We start from the raw sequence: 7,783 nt of genomic DNA, 5'->3' as shown, positions 1-7,783 counted from the left end.
CTCCGGCGACAAAGCCGCCGCCAGACGGGACGCGGCCGGCCGCTCGGTGTCACGCAGCGCGTCCACGGCGGCGAGGACGGCACCACGGGCGCGCCCGCCCTCCGGGACCCCGGCGGCGGCACGCTCGTACAACCGCGCGCCCTCCTCCAGGACCAGCTCCGTGTCGATGCCGGCCGGGACCTTGATCCGGGCGTGATGGCGCCAGGTGGCGACCGGGTCGCCCCACGCCTCCACCGCGTACGTCCACCGGCCCTCGCTCGGCGCGGAGACGGTGGCGCCCCAGCGGTCCGTGCCGGGGGCGAGTTCCCGCATCGGCGTCCATGGACCCGGACGGCCCTCCGGGTCCGTCAGGACCACATTGGCGGCGACCGCGTCATGGCCCTCGCGGAAGACGACCGCCGAGATCTCGAACTCCTCGCCCACCACGGCCTTCGCGGGCCGGCGGCCGTGATGGACGGTGGGCCGTACGTCCAGAACCGGTATCCGGCCGACGGTCGCCGTGTCCGGGGGCGAGGCCGACGGCGCGGGCGGGCCGGTGTGCGCCCGGCGCGCGGGGCGCGCGGCGGCGCTAGGGGTGGCCGTGGCGGGGGTGCTGGTGTGCGCTGTGGTGGTACTGGTCGTCGGGGGTGCTGACGAGTGGTGCGTGGCGGGCATGACCGCTCCTGTCCGCGTCAACGTGGGTGGGCGGATGAGGGTGTGGGGAGGTGGGGCCAGCGGGATGTACCGGTGGAGCCTTCCCACACAGTGCGGGTGAGCATTCCGGCACTTTGTTAACTACTCACGCGTATGTCTACACACAAGACCGGCCTCGTCCGAGGGGGGCGAGGCCGGTCACTCTAGTCGCTTTGGGTAAAGGGACGTTCACCTGTGGTGTTACCGGGGCCTACGGGACGTCGACATGGAGAATCCGGTCCGGAGAGCCCGGAAATCTGTCCTTGACCTTGCCCGAAACCGCACCCTCCACCAGCGTTTCGGCCACCTGCGCCGGTGTCGCGGCGGGGTGGTCGGCCAGGTACAGGGCGGCCGCGCCCGCGGCGTGCGGCGCCGCCATCGACGTACCCGAATAGGTGGCGGACCCGGTGTCGCTCCGGTGTGACGCGGAGGTGATGGACACCCCCGGCGCGAACAGATCCAATTTCGTGCCCCAGTTGGAGAAGGCGGCGCGGGTGTCCTTCTTTCCGGTGGCGCCGACCGTGATCGCCTGCTTCACCCGGGCGGGTGAGGAGAGGGAGGCGGCGACGGCGTCGTTGCCGGCGGCGACCGTATACGTCACCCCGGCCGCTACGGAGGTGCGTACGGCGGCGTCGAGCTGGGCGTTGGCCGGGCCGCCCAGGCTCAGGTTGGCCACCGCGGGTTTCTTCGCGTGCCGGGTGACCCAGTCGATGCCCGCGATGACCCGGGCCGTCGTCCCCGCCCCCGTGTCGTCGAGGACGCGTACCGCGACCACCTTCGCCTTCTTGGCCACCCCGTATCTGGCGCCGGCGACCGTGCCCGCGACATGGGTGCCGTGGCCGTTGCCGTCCTGGGCCGTCCTGTCGTTCTGGACGAAGTCCCAGCCGTGGAGGGCCCGGCCGCCGAAATCCTTGTGGGTGACGCGTATGCCGGTGTCGATCACATACACGGTGGTGCCCTTGCCCGCCGACTCCGGCCAGGTGTAGCTCCTGTCGAGCGGAAGTCCCGCCTGGTCCAGGCGGTCCAGGCCCCAGGACGGCGGGTTCCGCAGGCTGCCGTCGTACCTGACCGCCGTGTCCTGCACGACGGACGCCACCCGCGGGTCCGCCGCGAGCCGCTTGGCCTGATTCTCACCGGCGCTCACGGCATAGCCGTTGAGAACCGAGCTGTACATGTGGCGTATTTTCGCCCCGTACTTCCGGGCGATGTCCTTCCCCTCCTCCGACGGGGCTCCCGTCCCTTCCTTGAGGGTCACGATGTAACTGCCGCCGACGGAACCGGCGCCCCCGGCTCCGAGGACGCGTCCCTCCGGAGCGGCGTGCGCCGGTGCGGGGGCGACCGAGAGCACCGCGGCCGTGATGACCGCCGTGAGGCCTCCCGCCCAGCGCAGACGCCTGTTTCTCGCCTCTGCCCGGTCGTGCATGGATGCGGACCCCCTCCTCGGTCGGCCGGTACGCCACTCGGCAGCCTCTCGTGCGGGGTGAAGCGCCACAAGGTCGCCCAGAGGGGCGGAATCGGCCATACCGCCCGTGGGGGGACAGGGGCGGGCCGCGACGAATTCAGGACTGAACACGGGGGAGCGGACTGCGCGGCCGGGGGGCCGGGGTACGGATGCGCCGTAATTGCATACCGAGGGACGCGCCGGGCTTGCCGACCCGCCCGCCCGCGCCGCTACCGTCGTGGTGACGAACGGTCGCACGCAACAGGTGCGTCCCCTTGGCCCGTACGTCCTGGCGTGAAGGTGGAATCCTCTGTGAAGGCCATCCGCAGATTCACCGTCCGACCCGTCCTGCCCGAAGCCCTTCAGCCGCTCAGCGAGTTGGCGCGCAATCTGCGCTGGTCCTGGCACGCGGAGACCCGTGACCTCTTCCAGTCGGTCGACCCCGAGTGCTGGGCCGCGTCCGGCGGCGACCCCGTACGCCTTCTCGGCTCCGTCTCCGCCCGGCGCCTCGCCGAACTCGCCGAGGACCGGCGCTTCCTGCGCCGGCTCACCGTGGTCGCCGACGAACTGCGCGACTACGTCACCGGCGACCGCTGGTACCAGACCCAGACCACGGAACCACCGGCCGCCGTCGCCTACTTCTCGCCCGAGTTCGGCATCACCGCCGCGCTGCCGCAGTACTCCGGCGGCCTCGGCATCCTCGCCGGCGACCATCTGAAGGCCGCCAGCGACCTGGGAGTGCCCCTGATCGGCGTCGGCCTGCTCTACCGGCACGGCTACTTCCGGCAGTCGCTGTCCCGGGACGGCTGGCAGCAGGAGCACTACCCCGTGCTCGACCCGAACGAGCTGCCCCTGGTGCCGTTGCAGGAGACCGACGGCTCCCAGGCCCGCGTCGACCTGGCGCTCCCCGGCGGCCGCCGGCTGCACGCCCGCGTCTGGCAGGCCCAGGTCGGCCGCGTGCCCCTGCTCCTGCTGGACTCCGACGTCGAGGAGAACGACCTCGGCGAGCGGGGCGTCACCGACCGGCTCTACGGCGGCGGCAGCGAACATCGGCTGCTGCAGGAGATGCTGCTCGGTATAGGAGGTGTCCGGGCGGTCCGCACGTACTGCCGCCTCACCGGTCACGCCGAACCCGAGGTCTTCCACACCAACGAGGGCCACGCCGGCTTTCTGGGTCTGGAACGCATCGCCGAGCTCTGCGACGAGGGTCTCGACTTCGACGCCGGTCTGGAGGCGGTCCGCGCCGGCACCGTCTTCACCACCCACACCCCGGTCCCGGCCGGCATCGACCGCTTCGACCGGGAACTCGTGGCCCAGCACTTCGGCCCCGACGCCGAACTGCCCCGTATCGACGTCGAACGCATTCTCGGCCTCGGGATGGAGACGTACTCGGGCGGCGACCCGAACGTCTTCAACATGGCGGTGATGGGCCTCCGGCTCGCCCAGCGCGCCAACGGGGTGTCCCTGCTGCACGGCCAGGTCAGCCGGGAGATGTTCTCGGGTCTGTGGCCGGGCTTCGACGCGGACGAGGTCCCCATCACCTCCGTCACCAACGGCGTGCACGCCCCGACCTGGGTGGCGCCCGAGGTGTTCCGCCTCGGCTCCCGGCAGGTCGGCGCCGAACGCACCGAGGACGCCATGACGGTCGGCGGCTCGGACCGCTGGGACGCCGTGGCCGAGATCCCCGACGGCGACATCTGGGAACTGCGGCGCAACCTGCGCGAGCAACTGGTGCTGGAGGTACGGGAGCGCCTCGCCGCCTCCTGGCGCCAGCGCGGCGCGGGCACCGCCGAACTCGGCTGGATCGACGGGGTGCTCGACCCGGACGTCCTGACCATCGGCTTCGCCCGCCGCGTCCCCTCGTACAAGCGGCTGACGCTGATGCTGCGCGACCAGGACCGGCTGATGGAGCTGCTGCTGCACCCCGAGCGGCCGATCCAGATCGTCGTCGCCGGCAAGGCCCACCCGGCGGACGACGGCGGCAAGCGCCTCATCCAGGAGCTGGTCAGGTTCGCCGACGACCCGCGGGTGCGCCACCGCATCGTGTTCCTGCCGGACTACGGCATGGCGATGGCGCAGAAGCTGTACCCGGGCTGCGACGTGTGGCTCAACAACCCGCTGCGGCCGCTGGAGGCGTGCGGCACCAGCGGGATGAAGGCCGCGCTGAACGGATGCCTCAACCTGTCGGTGCTGGACGGCTGGTGGGACGAATGGTTCCGCCCGGACTTCGGCTGGGCGATCCCCACCGCCGACGGCACGGCGACGGACGACGACCGCCGGGACGACCTGGAGGCCGCCGCCCTGTACGACCTGCTGGAACAGCGGGTGGCGCCCCGCTTCTACGAGCGCGGCCAGGGCGGACTGCCCGACCGCTGGATCGAGATGGTCCGCCAGACCCTCACCCACCTCGGCCCGAAGGTGCTGGCCGGCCGGATGGTCCGCGAGTACGTGGACCGCCTGTACGCGCCCGCGGCCCGCGCCCACCGCGCGCTGAACCCGGACACGGCACGGGAGTCGGCGGGGTGGAAGGCACGCGTCCGGGGCGCCTGGCACCGCGTCAAGGTCGACCACGTGGAGGCGTCAGCGGCGCCGACGAGCACCGCCGAACTGGGCGCCACGCTGATGCTGCGCGTCCGCGTGGACCTCGGGGAACTCGCCCCCGACGACGTCGAGGTGCAGGCGGTGTCGGGCCGCGTCGACTCCGAGGACCGCATCACGGACGCGGCGAGCGTCCCGCTGAAGCCGACCAGCGGGCCCGACGAGGAGGGCCGCTGGGTCTACGAGGGCCCCCTGGCCCTGGACCGCACGGGCCCCTTCGGCTACACGGTCCGCATCCTCCCGTCCCACCGCCTGCTCGCCTCCCCGGCCGAACTGGGCCTTCTGGCGGTGCCGTCGGAGGAGACAGGGGAGGGGGCGGGGGTGCTGATGCGGTAGCAGCGCCCGGCCGGTCGCGCCCCGGCCCGGCTTCGCCGTTCGCCGCCGCGCCCCGTACGGGCACCACCCGTACGGGGCGCGGCGGCGTTGCGCACGTAAAATCCGTCTCATCATGCGGGCGGCCCCGGTTCTTTGCCGGAGGCGAAGAAGGGCGCGTCGTCGCAGGTCACCGAGTCGGTGGGGGCAAAGGCTTCATAAACAGCGGGCCAAACCTGGGGAAGGGGCCAGGGAAAGAAAAGGCTGGCTCATGCACATAGATGCGGGTGAGGGTTGTACAGTTTTCGCAGCTCACCGTACTCGGCTGCATGTGTGAAGCTTAGGGGGAATGTGTGATGGCGATCACCGAGCAGCAGCGAAAGGAACTCGCTGCATTTCTTCGGAATCGACGTGAGAGGCTCACGCCCGAAGCGGTAGGTATAAAGAATTCGTATGGGCGGCGCCGCACGCCGGGGCTGCGCCGGGAGGAACTCGCGCAGTTGGCCGGCGTGAGTGTGACCTGGTACACATGGCTGGAGCAGGCACGGAAGATCAGGGTGTCCGGACAGGTCCTGAACGGACTGGCGCGGGCGCTGCGGCTGGACGCCACGGAGACCCGGCATCTGTTCCGGCTGGCCGGCGAATTACCGCCCGCGGTGCAGTCCCCGTGCTCCAGGGATCGTATTCCGGCGCAGTATCTGACGTTCCTCGAATTCCAGGACCCGCTGCCCGCGTTCATTGTGAACCACCGCTTCGACGTGCTTGCCTGGAATCAGGGTTTCTGTGCATTGTTTCCCTACTTCGAAACCTTGGAGCAACGGCGCCGCAATACGCTGGTCATGATGTTCGACGAGCGGGCGCGGGACATGCATCCCCACTGGGAGCAGGACACAATGGAAGCGGTTGCCCTGTTCCGTGCCCAGGTCGCCGACCATCTCGCCCATCCCGAGTACGCCAAGATGATCGACGGACTCAAGAGCGAATACCCCGAGTTCCGTGAACTCTGGCAGCGGCTCGACCTCGCCCCGTCGGGGCCGTCCGTCCGCGTCTTCGACCATCCGATCCTCGGACGGATAGAACTCGGCTACGTGAAACTCCATCTCGCGGCCACCGACGCCACGCTCGTCGTCTACCAGCCCGTTCTGGACAACCGTCTGCTCGTCCGCTTCCGGGACCTCGTCGAGGAACGGATCAAGGTGCGACTGCACACGGCGGGCGCCGGCGTCAGGGTCGGGCCCTCCGAGCGCCAGACGATCTCGATGGTCTGACGCCCGGAGCTCAGGCGGAGGGCGGGCGCACCGACAGCGCGTGCCGGAAGACGTTCCGCGGATCCCACGCGGCCTTGACCCGCTGGAGCCGGGGGTGGTTCCCCTTGAAGTACAGCTCGTACCAGGGGACGCCCGAGGTGTTCCAGCGGGGATCGGCCAGATCCACGTCCGGATAGTTGATGTACGACCCGTCGGTCCCGGCGTCGGGCACGGGAACGCCGCCCGTGTCCGCGTACAGCTGGGCGTACAGCTCCCTCAGCCGCTGGATGTGCCGGTCGTCGGCCGCCGGATCGGCCCAGTACGTACCGAGGTAGCACTTGAGGATCGAGTCCCGCTGGGCGACCACGGTCGCCGCCGGGTCCACGGCGTTGACCTGGCGGCCGTAGGAGAACAGCACCACCGTCGTGTGACCGTCGTAGGCGGGGTCGGAGAGATGGCGGAAGAGCAGCTCCGTCTCCGCCGCCGTGTACGGGCGGCGCAGATACGCGCCCTTGCTCTTGGATCGCGTCAGTTCGCCCCGGTTCTCCACGTCCCGCTGGGTGAACTGGAGCCAGGGCAGGACGGTTCGGGTGACCCGGGGCCGCGTACGGACGCCCTCGCCGACCGCCGCGACGTACGCGTCGAGCTGGCGCCGCGCGCCCGGGGCCGACGCGTCCATCTGGGCGCTCAGCACGATCCGGCCCACGGCGCGCTGGTTCAGGTACAGCGCGCTGTACAGGCTCTCGTACGCGGGGTCCGCGCCGTCCTCGTCCCGATGCCAGTCACCGTGGTTGCGGACCAGACGGGCGAAGTCCCGTTCGCCGAGCGACTCCCAGGGCCACTCCGCCGACACGAGGAGGACCGTCTCCGGGGGCCGGGGAAGCAGGTCCTCGGACGCGGCCGACTCCGCCTCGGGGGAGCGGAACCAGTAGCGGGTGACGACACCGAAGTTGCCGCCGCCCGCCCCGGTGTGCGCCCACCACAGATCGTGGTGCGGATCGGCGGGGTCCCGGGACGCGACGACCGTACGGGCCTCGCCGTCACCGTCGGCCACGACCACCTCGACGGCCTCCAGATGGTCGACGATCAGACCGTGCCGACGGCACAGGGCGCCGAAACCGCCGCCCTGGACATAGCCGCCGAGCCCCACGGACGGACAGGTGCCGCCGGGTATCGCCACGCCCCAGTTCAGGTAGAGGGAACGGTAGACGGGGCCGAGGAGCGCGCCCGCGCCGACGCCGAAGGCCCGCCGGGCGGGGTCATGGGCCACGTCGTTCAGCTCGGACAGATCGAGGAGGGTCCGGACGCCCGGGGCGTCGACGAGGTTCTCCAGGCCGTGGCCGCCCCCGCGGACCGCCGGCCGCGCGCCGGCGCGGACGGCGGCCGTCACCGCTCGTCGTACGTCCTCCGCGGTACGGGGGATCAGGACGCGGTCGGGGGCTCCGGTGAAGCGCGTGTTGCGGGCGCGCGTGGTGAGGGAGCGGTAGCGGGGGTCGGCGGGGGTGATCTCGGA

General features: G+C 71.2%; 5 protein-coding genes. 2 read left to right on the top strand and 3 right to left on the bottom strand.

Annotated elements, in window-relative coordinates:
* Nucleotides 1-654 (bottom strand): maltotransferase domain-containing protein (locus AOK23_RS39360; RefSeq protein WP_157878291.1); only part of this gene is annotated, 654 nt, incomplete at its 3' end.
* Nucleotides 655-883: 229 nt separating this feature from the next.
* On the bottom strand, nucleotides 884-2,095 hold the full coding sequence (locus tag AOK23_RS39355) for a S8 family peptidase (protein WP_055717240.1): 1,212 nt from the start codon (nucleotides 2,093-2,095) through the stop codon (nucleotides 884-886).
* 330 nt (nucleotides 2,096-2,425) lie between these two features.
* Here AOK23_RS39355 and AOK23_RS39350 point away from each other — a divergent pair, with 330 nt between their 5' ends.
* Nucleotides 2,426-5,047, top strand: a complete 2,622-nt coding sequence (locus AOK23_RS39350; protein WP_055717239.1) for a glycosyltransferase family 1 protein — start codon at nucleotides 2,426-2,428, stop codon at nucleotides 5,045-5,047.
* Between the two features lie 332 nt (nucleotides 5,048-5,379).
* Nucleotides 5,380-6,291, top strand: coding sequence for a helix-turn-helix transcriptional regulator (locus AOK23_RS39345; protein ID WP_079049960.1), 912 nt, complete (start codon nucleotides 5,380-5,382; stop codon nucleotides 6,289-6,291).
* Nucleotides 6,292-6,301: 10 nt separating this feature from the next.
* Here AOK23_RS39345 and AOK23_RS39340 read toward each other — a convergent pair.
* The coding region (locus tag AOK23_RS39340) for an FAD-binding protein (protein ID WP_063791488.1) at nucleotides 6,302-7,783 on the bottom strand (1,482 nt) is incomplete at its 5' end.

Source organism: Streptomyces torulosus (assembly GCF_001419765.1).
GTDB classification, from domain to species: domain Bacteria; phylum Actinomycetota; class Actinomycetes; order Streptomycetales; family Streptomycetaceae; genus Streptomyces; species Streptomyces torulosus.
The sequence above is the reverse complement of the archived record's forward strand: the minus strand, read 5'-3'. Positions and strand labels throughout refer to the sequence as shown.